We start from the raw sequence: 19254 nt of genomic DNA on the forward strand, positions 1-19254 counted from the left end.
CCTCCCCCAGGGGTTTTATGGGCAAGAACATGCGAAATATCCATTAAAATGACAAAACGACCCCAAAAGATTTCTTTTGGGTCCGTTTTGTCTACAGTCTGTGACCGCATGAAAATGCGGTCTTCTTTTCATTTGCCATCAACTGTGCAATAATTTTGGGCAGTAAACAGCGACTTGATGAGGTGACGAAATGGATAGACTACAGAAAGTGATCGCGGCCGCAGGTTTGGCCTCCCGGCGAAAAGCCGAGGAAATGATCAAGGACGGGAAAGTGACCGTAAACGGAAAAACCGTGACGGAACTCGGAACGAAGGTGTCTCCGTCCGATGCGATCGAAGTGGAAGGCGTCCGGATCGAGCGCGAAGAGAAGGTTTATTATTTGCTGTACAAGCCCAGAAGCGTTCTGTCTGCAGTGACAGACGATAAGGGCAGGAAGACGGTAACGGACCTGTTCCCGGAAGTGGAGGAGAGGCTCTACCCGGTCGGACGGCTTGACTACGACACGACGGGCGTGCTCCTGCTGACAAACGACGGGGAATTCGCTTATCAAATGACGCATCCGAAATTCAACATTGAAAAAACCTATGTTGCCCGCACGAAGGGAATCCCGTCAAAAGAGCAGCTGAAGAAGCTGGAGCGCGGCGTCGTCCTCGAAGACGGCAAAACGGCCCCGGCTCGTGCGAAGATCCTGAGCGTCGACAAAAAGATGAACAGGGCGATTGTTTCCCTGACGATCCATGAAGGGAAAAATCGCCAGGTGAAGCGGATGTTTGAAGCGATCGGCTGCCCCGTACAGAAACTGAAGCGGGAATCATTCGGCTTCCTCGGACTGCATGGAATGAATGCGGGAGACCGCAGGGAACTGACGGCCCATGAGGTCAAGCAGCTCCGCGTTCTTGCGGAAACAGGGAAGATCGGCTGACAGAGCCGGCGAGAGTTCATAAACTCTTCATATGTAACGGATTTGGCTTGTCACCGCTTTGTTATAATTATTTTGGATGGTCGCGTGACAAGAGAACTGGAAGGTAGGTGACCTGCGGATGTCCCAGGAACGAGATCACAAGCGCAAAAAGAGGATGTTCGTGCGCACTGCCATTCTCGTGGTGCTCGCAGCCGCAATTATATACACCATTATCACCAATGTAACAGCGACCGGTGACATTGTGGAAGTGGGGGACACGGCCCCCGACTTTGTGTTGACCGACATGGACGGGAATGCCCATAAGCTTTCCGACTACCGGGGAGAAGGCGTGTTCCTGAACTTCTGGGGTACGTGGTGCGGTCCGTGCAAGCGGGAGATGCCGTACATGGAGGAAATGTACAAGGAATTTGAACAGAAAGGCGTCCATGTGCTCGCCGTGAATATCGCGGAGTCCGACTTCAAGGTGAAATCGTTTGCCGACACATACGGACTGACTTTCCCGATCGTCATCGACAAGACGAACAGTGTCCGGGATGCCTATAACATCCGGCCGCTTCCGACGACATTCCTCGTCGGCCCGGACGGAAAGGTCAAGAAGATCATCAAGCAGGAGATGACCGGGGATCAGATCAGAGAGCACATGGAAAGCATCATGCCAAGCTAAGGAGTCCTGGTATTTATGAGTTCGATCAAATGTGAATGCGGCCATGTGAATCCCGAAGGAACGGATATATGCCAGAACTGCGGGAGGCCGCTCTCAGCAGAAGAAAAAGAAAAACGGCTCGCGGACATGCGCTATGATGGTGCGGCCATCCGGTCCATGACACACAAGCGGTCCATTGTCGATAAGGTCTGGAACTTCTTCTCCAGTGTCAAGATCGGCGTCAGCATCATCATCGCCATCCTGGTCGCCGCCGCCATCGGAACCTTCCTGCCGCAGGTGTTTTACGTGCCGGCGGCAAACGAAGCGCAGGCGGCACAGTATTACGAAGAACATTACGGCACGTTCGGCAAGATCTACAATGCGCTTGGCCTGAGTGACCTGTACGGGTCCTGGTGGTTCATGGCGCTCGTCGGGCTGCTCGGCATTTCGCTCGTCGTCGTCAGCCTGGACCGGGGCATTCCGCTTTACAAGTCATTGAAAAACCAGCGGACTGCCCGCCATCCGAGCTTCATGAAGCGGCAGCGCCTGTTCGGCGAAGGGAAAGTCGCGGATCCCGATGCCGTCATGGCAAAAGCGAAAGAGAAGCTGAAGGAAGAGCGCTATCGCATCAAGGAAGAAGACGGAGCCATCCTGGCAGAAAAGGGGCGCTGGTCCCGCTGGGGCCCTTACGTCAACCACGCCGGCCTCATTATCTTCCTGCTCGGCGTCATGCTGCGTGCACTTCCGGGCTTCTACGTCGATGAGTCGATGTGGATCCGGGAAGGCGAAACGCTGGCGGTCAAGGGGGCACCGGGCCTATTCATCGAGAACAAGGGCTTTTCCTACGAAGTGTACAGCAAAGACAATGCGAAAGAGGTATTCGGAGAAGCGATCGACCGTGTCGGCACCGTCGCTTCCAAATACCAGACGGATGTCGCCCTTTACAAACAGCCGGAAAACGCACTGCCCGGCTCGACGGAAAAGGAATACGTGAAAGATTACTCGATCGTCGTGAACAAGCCGCTCAAGTATGAAGGCTACAGCATTTTCCAGATGGACTTCAAACTCGATGAGTTGAAGTCAATGACGTTTGCGCTCGAAAACAAGGAAACCGAAAAACCGGTCGGTGAATTGACGATCGACCTGGCCAATCCCGAAAAGGAATATGACCTCGGCAACGGCTCGAAAGTCCGCATCCTGGATTATTATCCGGATTTCAGCGGCTTTGAGGACGGCGAGCCGCAGTCGGCCACACCGATTCCGAACAATCCGGCGTTCCTGTTCAAGATGTTCACTCCGGAAAAGCCGGAAGGCGAAACCAGCTTTGTCGCCATCCGGCAGACGCTCGAGCCGCTCGGCGAAAACGAGTACAGGATGGCGTTCCAGAATGCGGACACCCGTAACGTATCCGGTCTGACAATCAGAAAAGACAAGACAATCCCGATCATTTCTCTCGGCGGATTGATCTTCCTGCTGGGTGTTGCCCAAAGTTCCTACTTCAACCATCGCCGGTTCTGGATCCGCAGAACGGAGGACGGCAAGCTGCTCGTCGCCGGACACACAAACAAAAACTGGGTCGCCCTCAAGCGGGAGCTCGATAAAGCAGCCGAATACGCCGGTCTGCCGAAGTACAGCGACCAGCGGGACCCTGAAGAAGCAATCGATGCAAACACGGAAGGAGATTCCAAAGCATGACACTCGTATCACTCAGCGGCTATCTCCTGTTCATTGCCTTCATCGCCTATCTCGTCGGCACGCTGTTGTTCGGCGGTGCGGTGAAAGGATCGAAGAATGAGGCGTCCGCTTCCAACAAACGATGGGGCAAAGCCGGCATTACGGTGACCATCATCGGCTTCATTGCCCATCTCGGCTACTTCATCACCCGGTGGATGGCTTCCGGCCATGCTCCGGTCAGCAACATGTTCGAATTCACGACCGCCTTCGGAATGATGCTCGTCGGTGCGTCGATTCTGTTCTATTTTCTTTACAAATCGTCGGCAATCGGCCTGTTCGCCCTGCCGATTGCGGTCATCATCCTCGGCTATGCAGCGATGTTCCCAAAAGACATCCAGCCGCTCATCCCGGCTCTGCAGAGCTACTGGCTGACAATTCACGTGATCACCGCTGCCATCGGTGAGTCAATCCTCGCCATCAGTGCCGTGGCTGGTTTAATCTATCTGTTGAAAAATGTGGATTTGACCAAACGGTCGAAGGGTCGTACTTGGCTTGAAGTAGTCATGTATACGCTCATCCTCGTCGTCGGCTTCATCGTCGTATCGGCCGGATTTGGTGCTTCGGGATATGAAGCGAAGTTTACTTATGTGGACAAAAACGACAAACCGGCCGAAATAGTCTACCACAATCCGCCGCTCTTCGGGATGAACCAATACGAACTGCAGACGGAAGGCGCCATGGAACCGTTGGCCGAAATGCCGCCGATCATCAACGCCAAGACGCTCACAACATTCGTCTGGTCAATCATCACCGGAACGATCATTTACCTCCTGATCCGGCTCATCACTCGAAAGCGCGTTGCGGCACTGCTTCAGCCGCTTGCGAAAAAAGCCAATCTGCAGCTCATGGACGAGATCGGGTACCGTTCTGTCCTGATCGGATTCCCGGTCTTCTCGCTCGGTGCCCTCGTATTTGCGATGATCTGGGCGCATGAGGCGTGGTCGCGCTTCTGGGGCTGGGACCCGAAGGAAGTATGGGCGCTCATCACTTGGCTGTTCTATGCCGCCTATCTCCACCTCCGGCTTTCAAGGGGCTGGGAGGGCCGGAAATCGGCATGGCTTGCGGTCATCGGATTTGCGATCATCATGTTTAACCTGGTCGCGGTCAACCTCGTCATTGCAGGTCTCCACTCGTACGCGTGATCATGTTAGTTGAAAAGGGGATGTCCGCTGTGCCTACGAGCCCGGCGGCCGTCCCCTTTTCTTTCATTTTGCAGGATTGGACGGTACAATAAAGTCAGAGAAGTGTAGGACGTGAAAGGGGAAATGGTCTGTGAGTGAACAAGTATCCATCCTCGTCGTCGACGACGAAGAACGCATCCGACGCCTGTTGAAGATGTACCTGGAGCGGGAAGGCTATGAAGTTGAAGAGGCGGTCGACGGTGACGAGGCGCTTGAGAAGGCCCTCGCAGGTGATTTTGACTGCATCCTGCTGGACATCATGATGCCGGGCAAAGATGGAGTGGAAGTATGCACACTGCTTCGCGAGGAAAAGATGACGCCGGTCATCATGCTCACGGCGAAGGGAGAAGAAGCCAACCGCGTCCAAGGCTTTGAGGCGGGCGCGGATGATTATATCGTCAAGCCGTTCAGTCCGCGGGAAGTCGTTCTCCGGGTAAAGGCGATCCTCCGCAGGTCAGCCGCCTATGCGTCGGTCGATCCGGGCGCGCCGAAGGACCTGGTCGTTTTCCCGCATCTGATGATTGACCATGACGCCCACCGTGTAACGGCAGAAGGCAAGGAAGTGAACTTGACGCCGAAGGAATATGAATTGCTTTATTTTCTTGCAAAGACCCCCGACAAGGTATTTGACCGGGAGCAGCTGCTGAAGGAAGTCTGGCATTATGAATTCTTCGGAGATTTGCGGACGGTCGACACGCATGTGAAGCGGCTCCGTGAAAAGCTTACACGGGTTTCCCCGAAGGCGGCGAAGATGATCGTCACCGTATGGGGCGTCGGCTACAAGTTCGAGGCAGGAAATGAATAGGATATGGAACAGTGTCGTCGGGAAGCTATGGGCAACCATATTGCTTCTCGTTTCATTTGTTCTGTTTATCGTCACGGTTCTGCTGCTGGAGTTTCTCGGTAATTTCCAGGGGATCCAGGCTGAAAACGCGTTGCGGCAACAAGCCGTGACAATTTCAAAAATCATTGATCAGCACGATACGCCGGCCATGTCCCGGCTGGTCATCGACGACATGCTCGATGAGGATACGAATGCACTCATCATCGACGGGGACGGTCAGGTCATCGAGAACTTCCATGAAGGAAAAAACCGGAAAGAGATCCGAAATATCCTCATGTCCGACAAAGACCTGGATAAAGTGTTCAGCATCGACGAACCGGTCATGAAAGAAATGAACCTGCCGTCCAAGACGGAAGCGGATAAACTCGAACCTTACTCCATCCTGGCCGCCCCGCTTCACTCGGCCGGCGAACTCAACGGTGCGGTGTTTGTCTATCAGAGCCTGGAGGCGGTCCACAACACTATCAAGCAGACCACCTATATCGTTCTGCTGTCGGCGTTCATCGCCTTTATTTTGACGACCGTGTTCGCCTTTTTCTTATCGTCCAGGATCACATCTCCGCTCAGAAAGCTGAAGCAGGCGGCACTGAACCTGGCGGAAGGCAGATATGACAAACAGGTTCCTGCGATGCAGCATGATGAAATCGGAGACCTCGCCGCGGCTTTCAACAAGATGGGGCGGCAGGTGAAACATAACCTGGAAGTCATCAGCCAGGAGAAAGAACAGCTTCAAAACATCCTCACCTCGATGACGGATGCAGTCATCACGTTCAATCAGGATATGTCGATCCTTTTGACGAACCCGCCCGCCGAGCATCTTCTCCAGAAGTGGCAGTTCAGCCACGGGGGGAACGGCGCGGTACCGGAGGAAGTGGGGCTCATGCTCAAGCATGCGATTTCATTTTCCCAGGAAGTGGAGGAGGAATTCTCGCTGGACGGGCAGTTCTTTGACATCACGATCAGCCCGCTGTACAGCGGCAGCAAAATCCGCGGGGCGGTGGCCGTCTTTCGCGACATGACCGAGCAACACCGGCTCGAGAAGCTGAGGACGGATTTCCTCGCGAACATCTCCCATGAATTGCGGACGCCGATTTCCATGCTTGTCGGCTATTCGGAGGCGCTTAGCGATGGGATCGTCGACACCGAGGAAGAGCGGGAAGAGATGATGAAGATCATCCGCGATGAAGCGATGCGGATGGGCCGCCTGGTCAACGACACGCTCGACCTCACACGTCTGGAGTCCGGACACATGCGTCTGTATAAGGAATGGGTGGAACTTCGCCCGATGATCGGACGGATTGCTTCCAAATTCCAGCAGAAAGCGAAGGATGCGGATGTCGCGCTCGTGCTGGATGCCGACATTCCGGAGGAACTCCGGGTGTTTCTGGATGAAGACCGGATTGAGCAAGTGCTCACCAATCTCATCGACAACGCTCTCCGGCACACACCGGCAGGCGGCCGAGTCAAGATCCGAGTCATGAATACCGGCGGCTGGGTGGAGTTTTCCGTAGCGGACACCGGTTCAGGAATTCCCGAAGAGGATCTCCAATACGTATTCGAACGCTTTTACAAGGCCGATAAGGCGAGGACAAGAGGCAAGGGCGGCACCGGCCTTGGCCTAGCCATCGCAAAAAATATCGTGGAATCACACGGAGGCATGATTTCGGCCGCAAGCCGGGTCGGCGAAGGAACGAATATGTCATTCAGGATCCCGGTCGGGGAAGAGTGAAACCTTTCGCTCGCCCGAACGACCAATCCCATTGAACGGGGGAGAAAAAGTTGGAGGACTCCGTATTTCACCGGATCTATGATGAATACCATCAGGACGTCTTCCGGTTCCTGATCTATATGACGAAAGACCGGGCGCTGTCGGAAGACCTGGTGCATGAGGTGTATGTGAGAGTCCTGAAATCCTACGGGAGCTTCGAGGGAAAAAGCAGCGAAAAGACATGGCTGTTTTCCATCGCCCGGAATGTGGCCATTGACCATTTTAGGAAGTCGTCGGTCCGCCGCCGCCGGATCGACGATTCTTACGATTGGGACACCCGGCAGCCGGAGTCAGCCGAACCGACGCCGGAAGAAAAGGCGGTCCGAGAGGATGAACTTGGCCGGGTGCTCGGCATGCTTGAGCATTGTACGGACGATCAACGGCTGGTGGTCATCGCCCGTTTTTTGCAGGAGTTGTCGGTTGCGGAAACGGCGGAAGTCCTCGGATGGACGCAAGCCAAGGTGAAGACCACACAGCACCGTGCGCTGAAGGCACTGCGCAGTCTGATGGCCGTTCCGGGAGAGAAGGAGGCAGAGGAAAATGGACGATGAGAGAGTTGAGGATAAGGAACTCGCCGAATGGCTCAGGTCCGTTCCAAAGCCCGAAGACGGGAGAAACCGGGAAGACGTGCTGGCGCGGCTGAAAAAAGATCCGAGGCTCAACAAGAAAAAAAGATTGGCGGGTAAATGGATCCCCGCAGGTGTCGCAGCGGCTGCGCTGCTCACATTTGGAGCGCTGTTCGCGTCCATGACCGGAGGATGGAACCATGCAAAGAATGATTCCGCAAAAGAAGACACCGCCGTCATGACCCGCGAGAGTACGGATGACGCCGCACCGGCCGATTTCAGCAGGGCAATGGATGCGGAAAATGGAGAAGATTCTCAGTCCCAGGACGCCGCTGAAACGGCGCAAATGTTCAGTGGAGCCGTTTATCCGCAAGATGCCGAAGGATACACGCCATTCACCATCGGTCTTTCCGACCAGGCTGCCGCAATTCCGGTGACGCTGCTGATTCCTGATGAGAAGGTGAAGGAAGACTTTGGCGGAGCCGTGCCCGGCAAGGTGGACCTGTATAACCGATACTCGGAAGAAATCGGCGAGCAGTCGCTCGGATTTGACGATTACCATCCGTACAAAGGGACAGTATCGCAGAAAGGCGGTGATCTCGTCATCAATCTTGCCCCTGGTCATCCTTACGACGGATCCGGCGGTGCAGTCAAATTGTTGCAGTCATCGCTGATCGAGACCTTTTCGGGGTTTGACCGCATCCTGCTGGAAGACGAAGAGGGGAACCCTGCAGACTTCGATCAGGTGGGGAAAACGGAACCGATCTTTCCGGAATCCCGAAAGGATGTGCCTTTCTACGCATTTGAGAAGACAGACGGGACGACCGTCCTTGCACCGGACCTGGAACAGGAGGCGGAAGATCCTGCGGAAGCAATGTTCCTCATGAAGAGCCGCTCAAACGACCTCTATTCGCCGGTCATTCCCGAAGACTCAGATTTTACGGTCGAACTGCCGGAACGCGGTGATACCCTCACAGTACGTTTCGATCGGCCGTTTGACTTCGCGACGATGAGTCCGGCGGAGGCGGCCCGGATGATCGACGGCATGGCGCTGACGGCGGCTGGTTCCGGACTGCGGATCCGGTTCGTCAATGCTGCGAACGCACCTGCCGGATATGACCTGTCCGGTCCGCTTCCGCTTCCGCTCGGTCCGAACGGTGTCACAGCGAATCTGCGCCCGTGAAGGACGCTGCCGGAAACCTTCCGGCAATGTTTTCTGACGGCTAATCCGGATGAATAACTGTTGAACGGACAGCCACCGGGCTGGAGTGTTTACATTCCGCCAAATTTCACGTATGATAAAGAGGAATAAAAACTAAAGATCTGATTCATCTTCGGGGCCGGGTGAAATTCCCGACCGGCGGTGATGGGGCAACGACCCCTAAGCCCGCGAGCCGCAAGGCAGGATTTGGTGAGATTCCAAAGCCGACAGTACAGTCTGGATGGGAGAAGGTGAAGGCACGGCTGTTTCCGCTTGCTGCGGTGACGCCTGTTTGGACTTGCCTTTCTCCCCTGAGCACTTTTGCTCGGGGGTTTTATATTGGCATGGCCGGCAGCCGTCCTTCCTTCGTTGGAGTGAATCGACTGAAGGAGAGAAAACCATGAAGAAGAACCGCCTGCGATCCATGATCGCCATTGCCATGCTCAGCAGTATCTCGTTTGTCCTCATGCTATTCAATTTCCCGCTGCCGCCGTTTCCGGCCTTCTTGAAGGTCGACTTCAGTGAAGTGCCCGCAATCATTGCGGCGATCACGATGGGGCCGGTGGCCGGAATCCTTGTGGAACTGTTCAAAAATATCCTCGACTGGCTCTTTGCCGGCAGTCCGACCGGCGTCCCGGTCGGCCACATGGCCAACTTCACGACCGGTGTCCTGTTCATCATGCCGGTCTGGTGGGTGTATCACCGCCTGTCCAACACGAAGGGCATGACGACCGGCCTCATCATCGGTACTCTGTCGATGGCAGTCGGCATGAGCCTGCTCAACTACGTCCTGTTCCTCCCGCTTTACACGAAGTTCATGAACTTCCCGGTCTTGTCCGGCGGGGAACTGTACTCCATGGTCGTCCTCGGCATTCTGCCGTTCAATATCCTGAAAGGAATCATCCTGGCCGCGATCGTCCTGCTCTTGTTCCGCAGCATGCAGACCTGGATCACCAAGCAGCGAGCCGCCCATCAGGCCTGATTCCGGAAAAAGCCGTCCGGCCGCAACCAACCCAAGTGTGCCGGGCCCAACTTGATAAAATGCAAAAGGAGCCGACACCGCCGTTACGGGGTGTCGGCTCCTTTCGTCTCTGCAGACGGTTCCGCAATCTTGTCCAAGAACGGAAAGGCAGGGCTATCCGCCAAGTGCCGGAATTCGCCGCAATACGTCAAAAAGCAAGGACCGGCGGGCGTCTTCTGCGGGAAGCCGGCCGGGACTCCGCACGGCTGCAGGCCGGAGGAGGCTTGGTCGCTGGCCCGCGGAAAGCAGCCAGAGTCCTTGCTTTTTGCATTTTCCGTGGAGGGAATTATCTTTTGAGACCGCCCGCCTTGGATGGAAAAGAGCGTTTATTCGTATTTGAGCGGATCCCCGTCGAACGGGCTGTCGGCCATCTTGATGGAATCGGTCGGGCAGCCGTCGCAGGCATCTTCCATGTCGTCCAGCAGCTCTTCTGGAACTTCGGCAGTCCCCGTGTTATCATCAAGGATAACAAAAGACAGGCCTTCGTCGTCATAATCATATATGTCAGGGGCAGCGGCTCCGCAGGCCCCGCATGCAATGCATGTGTCCTGATCAACTATCGTGAACTTCGGCATGTGTTTCTCTCCTTCTTTCTCTTCAATCCGAACATTCCTTCCTCATTCTAATGCTGTTTTGGACGCTTATCAACTAGTAGACTTGTGAACCGGGGGTGCGGGATGAGCTTTCAAGATATATTGCTTGCCATCATCAGCCGTCTGGACGGGGAGCGGTACAAGCACGCCGCCTTCCATCTCATGAAAGGGAAGCGGTCCGGCCAGACGCTGCAGGATACAGAATACTACAGGCTGCATCCGTTTTTCGGGATGTTGCCTTCTTTGGGCAACGACGATTTTGACGAGGCGTATGGCCGGCTGTCTGAAGAAGGCCTGATCATCGAATCCGCAGAAGGCATCGTGTCCCTGACGGATGCCGGCAGGAACAAGGCCCGGACGCTTCCCGCAACCCGGCTCAACGGCTGGGTGTACCGCGGCAGGGAACGCATATTTTTCTCGCGGCTCTCGCTCGCCGTTCAAACGGTGTCCAACCTGGCTGCCGGCAGGCGGGGCTTCTTGCCGGTGACGAACGATCCTGCAATCCAGGGGGATGTCCGGCGCCTGCTGTTGGCTTTCCGCGGAACCGGTTCGGCGGAAACGTTCCGGAGAGAAATTGTCGTCAGCCTGGAGGAAAGCGGCATGGAGCCGGGCCGGCTGTCAAGGCTTGCGGCAAGGCTGAGCGGTGCCGGGATCTCCGGCATGACCTGGGATCAGCTTTCGGAAGCCACCGGACTAAAGCCGATCGACCTGAAGACAGAACTGGTGGAGACTCTCCATATCTGGCTCTCCGTGATCGAGGGAGGCCGCTATGCATGGCTGTCCGCACTCGCGGAAGGAATCAGGCCGGACAGCTTGCTCACCGGATCCGCACGCAAGACCGAGGAGTTGTACCGGAGCGGTCTGCCGATGGGGGCGATTGCGGTGCAGCGTGGCTTGAAGATGAGCACGATCGAGGATCATTTCATCGAGATTGCGATCAATGATCCGGAATTTCCCCTTGATCATTTCGTATCCGATGCTGATGCGGAAGCGGTGGAGAGGGAGATAAACCGTCTTAAAACGAGAAAGCTGAGCGTGCTCAAGGAGAAGTTCCAGAACCTTTCCTATTTCCAGCTAAGACTGGTCATGGCACGCGCCGGAAAGGGGGAGCCGCATGGGGCCGTCTGAACAAACAGCCGTGCCGGCCGAATTGACGGAACTGCTAAAGCAAGTGACCGGCTTTGACGCTTTCCGGCCGGGCCAGGAAGAAGTCATCCGCTCTGTCCTGGCAGGCCGGGACACGATCGCCGTGCTGCCGACGGGGGCCGGCAAGTCGCTGTGCTATCAGCTGCCGGTCCATTTGACGGGCGGCACGGTGCTGATCGTTTCTCCGCTCCTGTCGCTCATGGAAGATCAGGTTGCCCGCATGAAAAGCGAGGGGGAAAAAAGCGTCGCGGCGCTGAACTCATTCCTGACGCCGCCTGAAAAGTCGGCCGTCCTTCGGAATCTTGGCGGCTACCGGTTCATTTTCACTTCGCCCGAGATGCTCATGCAGCGGCATGTCTCGGACCGGCTGAATGAGCTGGACATCGCCTACATCGTGGCGGATGAGGCGCACTGTATTTCGCAGTGGGGATTTGACTTCCGCCCGGACTACCTCCGGCTCCGCCAGTGGCTGGAAGGACTCCGCCGCCGCCCTCCCGTCCTTGCACTGACCGCGACGGCTTCGGAGGAGGCAATCCGGGATATCGAAGCTTACTTGTTGATGGACCGCCCGGTGAAGTTCATTTATCCGCCCGACCGGCCGAATATCGCCCTCCAGATCGTCCCGCTTGCGGGCAGGGAAGAGAAAACGGAATGGATCCTTCAGGAAATCCCGGTTACAACCGGCCCCGGCATCCTTTATGTGCAATCTAGAAAGCGGGCCGAAGAGCTTGCCGAAAGGCTGCGCGGCTGCCGCGTGGCCGCAGCCGCCTTCCATGCCGGGATGGAAAAGGAAGACCGGATGCTTGTCCAGCAGCAGTTCCTCAACGGGGAGCTGGAGTGGATCTGTGCGACGAATGCTTTTGGAATGGGCATCGACAAACCGGACGTCCGGCACGTGATCCATGATCAGCTCCCTTCTTCGGCAGCCCAGTACATCCAGGAGATCGGAAGGGCGGGCCGGGACGGCGGGCAATCGCTGGCAACGCTCCTGTATTCAGGGCAGGATGCGGAAACGGCGATGTTCATCGCACTCGACGAACTTCCCGACCCGGCCGTTGTCCGATTTCTTGCAGACTGTATCGCTTCGGGAGAAAATGCCCGGACCGCAGGCGAGCGGGCAGGCCTGTCCGAAACGGCAGTCCGTGTGGCCTCTTACTGGATCGGGGAGGAAGGTGCGGACGGAGCCGCGGCCAGGATGGAGGCGCTCGCCGCAGGCAAGCGCCGTGGTATTTCCGAAATGGTCCGTTTTGCAGAAGGAGAAGGATGCATCCGGGAACGGCTCCTTTCCCTGTTTGGAGCGACGCCCGCTCAGCAGACCGGGCAGTGCTGTTCCGGTTGCGGGCTCAGGATGGAGGAATTCCGGAACGGCCGGACGCCGGGCGGGGAAGCCCCTGCTTTGAGCGGCTGGAAAGAGCGGATCGGCCGTCTGTTCAACCTTTCGACTCTTTAATGGCGTTTACTTTTCCGACATCATTCGGCATAATATGAGTACGACCTTTTGATGGAGGGAGACGGCCATGGCGAACGACGATTACAGGCAGAAGTTTGAAGAGCACCGTCAGGAAATCACGGTCGGTGATAACAACGGGCAGCCGGACAAGCCGTTGACGCGTGCGGAGTTGCACGGCAAAAAATCGCCGTCTTCCGCTAAACGCAAAAGACCCGAGGATAAAAAGAAAAAACAGAAGAAAAGCCGAGGCGGCTGGCTGATCAACACGCTGTTGATCCTGTTCATGCTGATCCCGATTTCTCTGTTCGTCTATGTATATTATTTCTACGATCCGATCGACAGCGGAAACGCGGCTTCGATCGAGAACGGGCTGGAAGTGGACTCTTCGGTCTCCGGGGATGAACTGGAACCGCCGGAAGACGGAGAAACGGCTGCTGTTGCCGACCAGAAAGCCGAAGAAGAGCGAAAAAAAGCCGAACAGCAAAAGCTGGAAGAGCAAAAGCGCCAGGAAGAGCAGCAAAAGCTGGAGGAACAAAAACGCCTGGAGGAACAGCAGAAGCTGGAGGAACAGAAACGCCTGGAGGAACAGAAACGCCAGGAAGAGCAAAAGCGCCAGGAAGAGCAGCGGCTCGCCGAACAGAAAAAGCAGGAAGAACAGCGGCGTTTGGAGGAGCAGCGCAAGATTGAAGCCCAGAAAAAGGCCGAAGAGCAAAAGAAACAGCAAGAACAGCAGAACGAACAGCCTGCACAGGGAAGCCGCACGCATACCGTGAAGCCGGGCGAAACACTGTACCGGATTTCAGTTAATCTTTACGGTTCCGGTGACGGAGTCGACAAGATCAAGCGGGCAAACGGCCTCACTTCCAATGAAATCTCTGTCGGGCAGACGCTGATCATCCCGTAATTTCGGTTTTGATGAAGGAAATGGCGTCCTCTGCATCGAATCTCTGAAACAGGCAGGAAAAATTCAGGGAACGGGGTGCAGCCATGTTTGTCAGAAGCGTAATGATACCGAAAGAGAAATGCGTGACCGTACAGGTCGGAGAACCGCTGTCGAAAGTGCTGGAATTGCTCCGCCGGGAAGATATCGACGCGCTGCCGGTTCTGGAAGGCACGAAGTACCGCGGGATCATCAACCAGTATTTAACGTACGAAGCCTATTTCCATTCAGGCAAGGACAAGCAGTCCTATCTGGAAGAGACACCGCTTTCCGATATCGTCATCCGAAAAGACATCACACTTTCTCTTGAGGACGTGTTCGAGAAGTCCTTTCTTGAAATCAGCGACTTCCCGATCATTGCCGTCACGGAGGGTGAGGAATTCCTCGGCATCATCACTCGCCCGGATATCGTCAAACAGGTGAAAAGCGCATTCGGAATGGAACGGCGCGGCGTGAGGATCACCTTCACTTCTGTGGAAACCGAAGGCCAGATCGCGCGGCTCGGCGAATTGCTGAGAAAGTTCCACGAATCGGTCATCTCGCTCGTCACCTTCGATGAGACGGATAAACTGCTCCGCAGAATCGTACTGAAGATCGACAAAAGCGACAATCTGGATAAATTCCGTGAAAACCTCGAGAAATCAGGATTCCGTGTCCTGCATATCCATGAGGACTGAAAGGCGGAAAAGGCAGGGGCCAACAACCTTTGCCTTTTTTTGCTGCAAAGAATACGATAAGATGAACCGCCTATGAAAACGGGTATAGGAATTTGCGGCACATACCGGCGATGCGGCCGGCCTGAAACAGCCAGAGACAAGGAGAAGTGATTCAAACGTACAGGGAACTCTTATTGGGTGCGGCTGCTGCGTCTGCGGCGCTGCTCGGCTATATGGCGGCAAGCGCCAAACATGCTACCATCCGGCGTCATGACGCCGTCGTCAGCGGAAGCGGGGACGGCGAGGGGCCGGCATTATTTTTCATTTCGGATATCCACCGACGACGCGTGACCGATTCGCTCATCCGCGGGGCGGGCGGTCCGTTTGACGCAGTCATCATCGGCGGCGACCTCGCGGAAGGCGGTGTGCCGGCCGGCAGGATCCGGGACAATGTGAAGAAACTGGCCGGGCTGGGTCCGGTTTATTACGTCTGGGGCAACAATGACCGCGAAGCCGGCGAAGAGGTGATCCGCGACAGCATCCTTGCGGCCGGGGGAAAGATTTTGGACAATGAATCGGTCAGACTGGCAGGAAAGGGCCAGCGATGGATGCTCGTCGGCACGGACGACACTTCTTCGTACAACGTGGACATTGCGAAGGCGTTTGACGGCATCCGGGCAGACGATGCCGTTATTTTCGTCAGCCACTCTCCAACCGTTTTCGACATGCTCGGGGACGGATACGATCCCGCCGTCCGGATCGCCGGGCACACACACGGCGGGCAGATCCGGCTCGGCCGGTTCGGGATGCTTGAAAAAGGATCATTTCAATCCGATAATGGAAAAGTGAAGCTTGTGAGCAACGGATACGGAACGTCTCTTCTGCCATTGCGCCTCGGTGCGCCGGCGGAAGTACATGTAATCCGGCTCCGGGCAGAAAAGGAACGGAATTAGGTGAAGAACATGATAAAGGAACAAGCAATAGTCATCGGCGGAGGCCCATGCGGAATTGCGGCTGCCATTGCGCTGCAGGATGCGGGCGTCCGTCCGCTGATCATTGAAAAGGGAAATATCGTCAATGCCATTTACAATTATCCGACCCACCAGACGTTTTTCAGTTCCAGCGATAAGCTGTCTGTCGGCGATGTGCCGTTCATCACGGAACATTTGAAGCCGAGGCGGAACGAAGCCCTCGTCTATTACCGGGAAGTCGTGAAACGCAAAGCGCTCCGTGTCAACCGGTTCGAAAAAGTGCTCGCCGTCACGAAGGAAGACGGTCTTTTCCGGATTGCGACCGACAAGGGAGAGTACGTGACGCCGGTCACGGTGGTCGCCACCGGCTATTATGACCATCCGAACTTCATGGGGATCCCCGGAGAAGATCTCCCGAAAGTCGGTCATTATTTCAAGGAAGCCCATCCTTATTTCGGGATGGACGTGCTCGTCGTCGGCGGAAAAAACTCCGCGGTGGATGCTGCCATCGAACTGCACAAAGCGGGAGCGCGCGTGACCGTCGCTTACCGGGGCAGCGAGTATTCCAAGAGCGTGAAGCCCTGGGTGCTGCCCGAGTTCGATGCACTCGTGAGAAACGGGGAAGTTGACATGCACTTCAACACCCGGCTCATCGAAGTGACCGATGCAGAGGCGGTGCTGGAAAGTCCGGACGGCCGTTATTCGATCCCGAATGATTTTGTCTTGGCAATGACCGGCTATCATCCGGACCATTCGTTCCTGAAAGCGATGGGAATCGGCATTGACGAGGAGTCCGGACGGCCGCTGTTCGATCCGGAGACGATGGAAACCGCGGTTCCGGGCCTGTTCATTGCAGGGGTCATCGCGGCCGGCAACAACGCAAATGAAATATTCATAGAGAACGGCCGCTTTCACGGGGGCCTCATCGCCAGAAAAGCTGCAGATTATATCGGATACAAAAAAACGGATATCCGGCCATGATGCCGGGCATCCGTTTTTTTCGTGAGTATCAGTGTCCGCTGAACGACGCGGTGACTTCATCCATGCAAAGACCCGCAGACAGGGCGATGAGCAGCTGAATCCTCGCTTTTTGCCCGCTCAGGCCGTGAGCAAATATGACCCCTTCGTCATAGAGCATCCGTCCTCCGCCTTCATAGCCGTACACCGGCTGGGCAATCCCGTTGAAACAGCGTGACACGAGCACGACCGGTATGTTTTCGCCGAGCAGTTTCCGGATGCCGGGCATGACCGACGGCGGCACGTTGCCCTGGCCGAGCCCTTCCAGTACAACACCGGCGTACCCGGCGGCGGCCGCGTGGATGAGGAATTCGGAATCCATCCCGGCATACACTTTCAAAAGAGCGACCGGCCCGCCGAGCTCGGAAATCTCAAAATGGGTGCGCGACAGCGGAGCGTGGTGGAAATGAACATGGCTTTTCGTCACGAGCCCGATCGGCCCATACTGGGGGCTCTGGAAAGTCGAAACGTTGGAAGTATGGGTTTTCGTCACGTTCTGTGCCGTATGGATCTCGTCATTGAGAACGACGAGGACCCCCTTGCCTCGAGAATCCTCGTCCGATGCGACCCGGACCGCCGACAGGACGTTGTGAAGGCCGTCGGAGCCGACTTCATCCGCGCTTCTCATCGCACCCGTCAGCACGACGGGGATCCGGCCGTCCAGCGTCAGATCAAGGAAGAACGCCGTTTCTTCAAGTGTATCCGTGCCGTGTGTGATGACGACCCCGTCGATCTCCTGTTCGGCCGCGGTTTTGTCGATGATCCGCTTCAGTTCGAGCATATGCCCGGGTGTAATATGCGGGGAAGGCAGGTTGAAGGCTTCGATTTCAATAATGTCATCGAGCACATTCAGACTGGCGATTTCGCCCATGAGCGGATTGTTCAGTGCGGGGGAAACCGAGCCCGACTCGTCGGTCGTCATCGAGATCGTCCCGCCCGTATGGATGAGCAATAAGGTTTTCTTCATCAATCTATCCCTCCAGGTGCGGCGGCCCCGTGTTATACTGGCTGTGATGCCTGTTGAAAGGGGGGCGCTCCATGTTCATGCTGCTGACGGTGGCGATCGCCCCCGGGCTGGCGTTGTTCAGTTACTTTTATTTGCGGAAACAGATTCAGAAAGAGCCTTCCAAGAGTCTCTTTCATTCGTATATCTACGGCATGTTGCTGACATTCCCGATCCTCTTCATCCAGTACGTGTTCAAGGAGGAAGAGGTATTCCATTCCGAGTTTTTCCGGGAGACGATTTTCACAAGCGGACTTGAGGAGTTTTTCAAGTGGCTCGTGCTCTTCATCGTCGTCTACCGGCATGTCGGATTCCAGGATCCCTATGACGGGATCCTGTACGGGGCCTCCGTGTCGCTCGGATTTGCCACCGTCGAGAACATCCTCTATCTTCTCACATTCGGCGTGGATCAGGCACTCCTGAGGGCACTCCTGCCCGTTTCCAGCCATGCACTGTTCGGCGTCGTGATGGGCTATTATCTCGGCCAGGCGAAATTCGTGCCGGAAGCCTCCACCAGGCCGATGCTCCTCCTGTCTCTCCTCAGTTCTTTCGGACTTCATGTGATCTATAATGCCATCCTCCAGGCCGGCGGAGACTATAATCTTTACCTGCTGGTCCCCTTCATGCTGTTCCTTTGGTGGTTTGCCCTGACGAAAGTGAAGCGGGCACATCTTCTGACGATCGATAAATATATCGAAGACCGGCGGGCAGCCCGCTAAAATCCGGCATCCGCCGGATTTTTTTGTTCATATTCGGGCAGATTGAGGACAACCTACCGGAGAAAGGAGGAAGTGCCTTGATTTTCAACCGGTCAAATCGGAAGACAAAATTATTTTTAGCCATGCTTCTCACTTTCATGCTCGTGATCCCACCCGGGGGGAAGCAGGCGTTCACCGACCAGGACATCTCACGCGGCGCATTCGGCGACAATGTCATCGAACTGCAGGCGAGGCTGCAGTGGATCGGGCAGTACAAAGGGAAGATCGACGGAAAGTTCGGCTACGGCACATACTGGGCGCTCCGGAACTTCCAGCAAGCATACGGACTCCCGATAGACGGGGTGGCAGGCGGGGCGACCAAGTCCAAACTGACATCAGTATCAAAATATCATAAACAATTTGTGATGGACAACATCGCGGCCGGCAATGCATTCACCCATTACGGCGGAACGCCGCTGGAAGCGCAAGTGAAGAAGGGCGGGGGAGGCGGCGGCCAAACCAACCTCCCAGCCGGATACAGCGACCGTGACATTCAACTGCTCGCGAACGCGGTATACGGGGAGGCCCGAGGCGAACCGTATGAGGGTCAGGTGGCCGTCGCCGCCGTCATCCTGAACCGGGTCGAACATGCGGATTTCCCGAACACGGTCAGCGGTGTCATCTTCCAGCCACTTGCCTTCACGGCGGTTGCCGACGGGCAGATCTGGCTGACGCCCAACGAGCGTGCGAAAGAAGCGGTGGTCGATGCGATCAACGGCTGGGATCCAACGGAAAATGCCATCTACTACTTCAACCCGGTTACCGCGACGAGCAAATGGATCTGGTCACGTCCACAGATCAAGAAAATCGGCAAACACATCTTCTGCATGTGAGGGATCA

19 protein-coding genes and 1 riboswitch are annotated in these 19254 nt (G+C 55.9%); of the genes, 17 read left to right on the forward strand and 2 right to left on the reverse strand.

Annotated elements, in window-relative coordinates:
- Positions 1-190: 190 nt before the first annotated feature.
- From ACFFIY_RS08500 to ACFFIY_RS08540, 9 genes are all read left to right on the forward strand, one after another.
- Entirely contained in the window at positions 191-922 is a 732-nt protein-coding gene (locus tag ACFFIY_RS08500; RefSeq protein ID WP_354195949.1) for a pseudouridine synthase, read from the forward strand.
- A gap of 118 nt (positions 923-1040) precedes the next feature.
- Entirely contained in the window at positions 1041-1586 is a 546-nt protein-coding gene (gene resA / locus ACFFIY_RS08505; RefSeq protein ID WP_354195951.1) for a thiol-disulfide oxidoreductase ResA, read from the forward strand.
- A 15-nt stretch (positions 1587-1601) separates the two neighbouring features.
- On the forward strand, positions 1602-3260 hold the full coding sequence (resB, locus tag ACFFIY_RS08510) for a cytochrome c biogenesis protein ResB (RefSeq protein ID WP_354195953.1): 1659 nt from the start codon (positions 1602-1604) through the stop codon (positions 3258-3260).
- Complete coding sequence (gene ccsB / locus ACFFIY_RS08515; RefSeq protein ID WP_354195955.1) at positions 3257-4441, forward strand: c-type cytochrome biogenesis protein CcsB; 1185 nt, start codon at positions 3257-3259, stop codon at positions 4439-4441. The genes resB and ccsB overlap by 4 nt, the downstream gene beginning before the upstream one ends.
- 130 nt (positions 4442-4571) lie before the next feature.
- Positions 4572-5285, forward strand: coding sequence for a response regulator transcription factor (locus tag ACFFIY_RS08520; protein WP_354195957.1), 714 nt, complete (start codon positions 4572-4574; stop codon positions 5283-5285).
- Positions 5278-7053: an ATP-binding protein gene (locus ACFFIY_RS08525; protein ID WP_354195959.1), complete on the forward strand. Its 1776-nt coding sequence runs from the start codon at positions 5278-5280 to the stop codon at positions 7051-7053. The genes ACFFIY_RS08520 and ACFFIY_RS08525 overlap by 8 nt, the downstream gene beginning before the upstream one ends.
- A 50-nt stretch (positions 7054-7103) precedes the next feature.
- Positions 7104-7643: an RNA polymerase sigma factor SigX gene (locus tag ACFFIY_RS08530; protein WP_354195961.1), complete on the forward strand. Its 540-nt coding sequence runs from the start codon at positions 7104-7106 to the stop codon at positions 7641-7643.
- Complete coding sequence (locus tag ACFFIY_RS08535; RefSeq protein ID WP_354195963.1) at positions 7633-8841, forward strand: hypothetical protein; 1209 nt, start codon at positions 7633-7635, stop codon at positions 8839-8841. The genes ACFFIY_RS08530 and ACFFIY_RS08535 overlap by 11 nt, the downstream gene beginning before the upstream one ends.
- Positions 8842-8984: 143 nt before the next feature.
- Positions 8985-9116: riboswitch (FMN riboswitch) on the forward strand.
- A gap of 143 nt (positions 9117-9259) precedes the next feature.
- The gene (locus ACFFIY_RS08540; protein WP_354195965.1) at positions 9260-9841 is read left to right on the forward strand and encodes an ECF transporter S component; all 582 of its coding nucleotides are present in this window, start codon (positions 9260-9262) and stop codon (positions 9839-9841) included.
- A 365-nt stretch (positions 9842-10206) separates the two neighbouring features.
- On the opposite strand, the gene ACFFIY_RS08545 is transcribed toward ACFFIY_RS08540, so the two are convergent.
- Positions 10207-10455, reverse strand: a complete 249-nt coding sequence (locus tag ACFFIY_RS08545) for a ferredoxin (protein ID WP_354195967.1) — start codon at positions 10453-10455, stop codon at positions 10207-10209.
- A 102-nt stretch (positions 10456-10557) separates the two neighbouring features.
- On the opposite strand from ACFFIY_RS08545, the gene ACFFIY_RS08550 reads away from it, so the two are divergent.
- From ACFFIY_RS08550 to ACFFIY_RS08575, 6 genes are all read left to right on the forward strand, one after another.
- Entirely contained in the window at positions 10558-11601 is a 1044-nt protein-coding gene (locus ACFFIY_RS08550) for a YpbB family protein (RefSeq protein ID WP_354195969.1), read from the forward strand.
- Positions 11588-13069: a RecQ family ATP-dependent DNA helicase gene (locus ACFFIY_RS08555; RefSeq protein WP_354195971.1), complete on the forward strand. Its 1482-nt coding sequence runs from the start codon at positions 11588-11590 to the stop codon at positions 13067-13069. The genes ACFFIY_RS08550 and ACFFIY_RS08555 overlap by 14 nt, the downstream gene beginning before the upstream one ends.
- A 67-nt stretch (positions 13070-13136) precedes the next feature.
- A complete protein-coding gene (locus ACFFIY_RS08560) occupies positions 13137-13973 on the forward strand; it encodes a LysM peptidoglycan-binding domain-containing protein (protein WP_354195973.1) in 837 nt (278 codons plus the stop codon).
- 83 nt (positions 13974-14056) lie between these two features.
- Positions 14057-14686, forward strand: a complete 630-nt coding sequence (locus ACFFIY_RS08565) for a CBS domain-containing protein (protein ID WP_354195975.1) — start codon at positions 14057-14059, stop codon at positions 14684-14686.
- A gap of 146 nt (positions 14687-14832) precedes the next feature.
- Complete coding sequence (locus tag ACFFIY_RS08570; protein ID WP_354195977.1) at positions 14833-15618, forward strand: metallophosphoesterase; 786 nt, start codon at positions 14833-14835, stop codon at positions 15616-15618.
- A gap of 9 nt (positions 15619-15627) precedes the next feature.
- Positions 15628-16617, forward strand: a complete 990-nt coding sequence (locus ACFFIY_RS08575; RefSeq protein ID WP_354196161.1) for a YpdA family putative bacillithiol disulfide reductase — start codon at positions 15628-15630, stop codon at positions 16615-16617.
- 28 nt (positions 16618-16645) lie between these two features.
- Here the strand turns inward: ACFFIY_RS08575 and ACFFIY_RS08580 are convergent, their stop codons facing one another.
- Positions 16646-17620 (reverse strand): asparaginase, encoded by a 975-nt coding sequence (locus ACFFIY_RS08580; RefSeq protein WP_354195979.1) that lies wholly within the window; start codon positions 17618-17620, stop codon positions 16646-16648.
- 71 nt (positions 17621-17691) lie between these two features.
- Between ACFFIY_RS08580 and prsW the strand changes: the two genes are divergently transcribed.
- Both prsW and sleB read left to right on the forward strand, forming a co-directional pair.
- A complete protein-coding gene (gene prsW, locus ACFFIY_RS08585; protein WP_354195981.1) occupies positions 17692-18375 on the forward strand; it encodes a glutamic-type intramembrane protease PrsW in 684 nt (227 codons plus the stop codon).
- A gap of 137 nt (positions 18376-18512) precedes the next feature.
- On the forward strand, positions 18513-19247 hold the full coding sequence (gene sleB, locus ACFFIY_RS08590; protein WP_354195983.1) for a spore cortex-lytic enzyme: 735 nt from the start codon (positions 18513-18515) through the stop codon (positions 19245-19247).
- Positions 19248-19254: the final 7 nt, after the last annotated feature.

Origin of the sequence: Bhargavaea ullalensis (assembly GCF_042432615.1) — a bacterium.
Lineage (GTDB): Bacteria > Bacillota > Bacilli > Bacillales_A > Planococcaceae > Bhargavaea > Bhargavaea ullalensis.

Excerpts from the sequence above, each read along its gene's own strand:
- sleB (WP_354195983.1), top strand. The coding sequence starts at position 18,513 with ATGCTCGTGATCCCACCCGGGGGGAAGCAGGCGTTCACCGACCAGGAC.
- ACFFIY_RS08555 (WP_354195971.1), top strand. The coding sequence starts at position 11,588 with ATGGGGCCGTCTGAACAAACAGCCGTGCCGGCCGAATTGACGGAACTG.
- resA (WP_354195951.1), top strand. The coding sequence starts at position 1,041 with ATGTCCCAGGAACGAGATCACAAGCGCAAAAAGAGGATGTTCGTGCGC.
- ACFFIY_RS08560 (WP_354195973.1), top strand. The coding sequence starts at position 13,137 with ATGGCGAACGACGATTACAGGCAGAAGTTTGAAGAGCACCGTCAGGAA.
- ACFFIY_RS08540 (WP_354195965.1), top strand. The coding sequence starts at position 9,260 with ATGAAGAAGAACCGCCTGCGATCCATGATCGCCATTGCCATGCTCAGC.
- ACFFIY_RS08545 (WP_354195967.1), bottom strand. The coding sequence starts at position 10,455 with ATGCCGAAGTTCACGATAGTTGATCAGGACACATGCATTGCATGCGGG.
- ccsB (WP_354195955.1), top strand. The coding sequence starts at position 3,257 with ATGACACTCGTATCACTCAGCGGCTATCTCCTGTTCATTGCCTTCATC.
- ACFFIY_RS08500 (WP_354195949.1), top strand. The coding sequence starts at position 191 with ATGGATAGACTACAGAAAGTGATCGCGGCCGCAGGTTTGGCCTCCCGG.
- ACFFIY_RS08535 (WP_354195963.1), top strand. The coding sequence starts at position 7,633 with ATGGACGATGAGAGAGTTGAGGATAAGGAACTCGCCGAATGGCTCAGG.
- ACFFIY_RS08550 (WP_354195969.1), top strand. The coding sequence starts at position 10,558 with ATGAGCTTTCAAGATATATTGCTTGCCATCATCAGCCGTCTGGACGGG.
- resB (WP_354195953.1), top strand. The coding sequence starts at position 1,602 with ATGAGTTCGATCAAATGTGAATGCGGCCATGTGAATCCCGAAGGAACG.
- prsW (WP_354195981.1), top strand. The coding sequence starts at position 17,692 with ATGTTCATGCTGCTGACGGTGGCGATCGCCCCCGGGCTGGCGTTGTTC.
- ACFFIY_RS08575 (WP_354196161.1), top strand. The coding sequence starts at position 15,628 with ATGATAAAGGAACAAGCAATAGTCATCGGCGGAGGCCCATGCGGAATT.
- ACFFIY_RS08565 (WP_354195975.1), top strand. The coding sequence starts at position 14,057 with ATGTTTGTCAGAAGCGTAATGATACCGAAAGAGAAATGCGTGACCGTA.
- ACFFIY_RS08525 (WP_354195959.1), top strand. The coding sequence starts at position 5,278 with ATGAATAGGATATGGAACAGTGTCGTCGGGAAGCTATGGGCAACCATA.
- ACFFIY_RS08580 (WP_354195979.1), bottom strand. The coding sequence starts at position 17,620 with ATGAAGAAAACCTTATTGCTCATCCATACGGGCGGGACGATCTCGATG.